The 917-nt window shown below is 59.2% G+C and carries 1 protein-coding gene and 1 pseudogene; one reads left to right on the top strand and one right to left on the bottom strand.

All coding sequences use genetic code 11. From position 1 onward, the window contains the following. Positions 1–43: 43 nt before the first annotated feature. Positions 44–484 (bottom strand): Hsp20/alpha crystallin family protein, encoded by a 441-nt coding sequence (locus AWB68_RS45440; protein WP_087650504.1) that lies wholly within the window; start codon positions 482–484, stop codon positions 44–46. Between the two features lie 245 nt (positions 485–729). On the opposite strand from AWB68_RS45440, the pseudogene AWB68_RS45435 reads away from it, so the two are divergent. Further along, a pseudogene (locus tag AWB68_RS45435) lies at positions 730–917 on the top strand (hypothetical protein); the annotation flags it as partial.

Below are 917 nucleotides of genomic sequence, written 5' to 3'. Positions count from 1 at the left end.
TGTCGTGTCGTTCATGATGTCCTCCTCAGTTCTGCGACGGTTTTCATTGAACAGTGACGGCCCGCGGCTTTGACGTCTCCCGCTTGCCGATGCTCACGGTCAGGCAGCCATTGGTGTACTGCGCCGTGACCTTGTCGGGGTCCGCGTGCTGCGGCAGTTCAATGACGCGCCGGAAAGCGCCGATGAACCGCTCCTCGCATAGGTACGCGTGTCGTCGCTGGCTTCCGGCTGTGCGGTCCCCGCGCTCGCCGCTGATGGTCAGCAACCCCTTGTCAATCGATACATCGAGCTTTGCCGGATCGACACCCGGCGCGAACGCGACGATCTCAATCGAGTCGTCGGTCGAACCGATGTTGACCTGCGGGAAGGCGCCGAAGCGCCCGGAACGGATGCTGGACGGGAAACCGCCGAAGAGGCTCGCCATCTGCCGTTGCAGACGGTCGAAATCGCTAAAAAGATCGGTCCCGAAATAGAGATCGCTCATGATCATTTCCTCCTTCAAACCAACAGGAAGACGAACCGGCCTACGCGCTCCAGTCCGTCTGCCGTGCTGCGGGCAAACAAATCGAAACACGCAGCGCGCCGGTCTGCTGGAGCGACTGCCTGAGCGGAATTTAAAATAGGATCTTGAGCGGAAATTTCAAGGGGGATATTGCAACTTTCTGCTCTTGAATTCGGGTGGCCACATCCTATCTTCACGGCGCTCGTGACAGACCATGTGAGGACACCATGGAATTCGAATACGATTGGCTGACCCTTGGCCGGCACCGAATCCGGTTGCGCTCAACAACGGGTTTCCCGACCGAGAAGATGCGCACGGCGGTCGAGGTCATCCGGCTGGCGATCGACAGCAACATGAGCGCGCGTGCGCGGCTGGTTGAAGTGGTATTCCGGCAGGAATCCGCTTACGAGATTGC

It is taken from the genome of Caballeronia choica (assembly GCF_001544535.1).
Classification (GTDB): Bacteria; Pseudomonadota; Gammaproteobacteria; order Burkholderiales; family Burkholderiaceae; genus Caballeronia; species Caballeronia choica.
This window is presented reverse-complemented; position numbering and strand designations above follow the sequence as displayed.

Coding starts and splice junctions, on each gene's coding strand:
- AWB68_RS45440 (WP_087650504.1), bottom strand. CDS start 484: ATGAGCGATCTCTATTTCGGGACCGATCTTTTTAGCGATTTCGACCGT.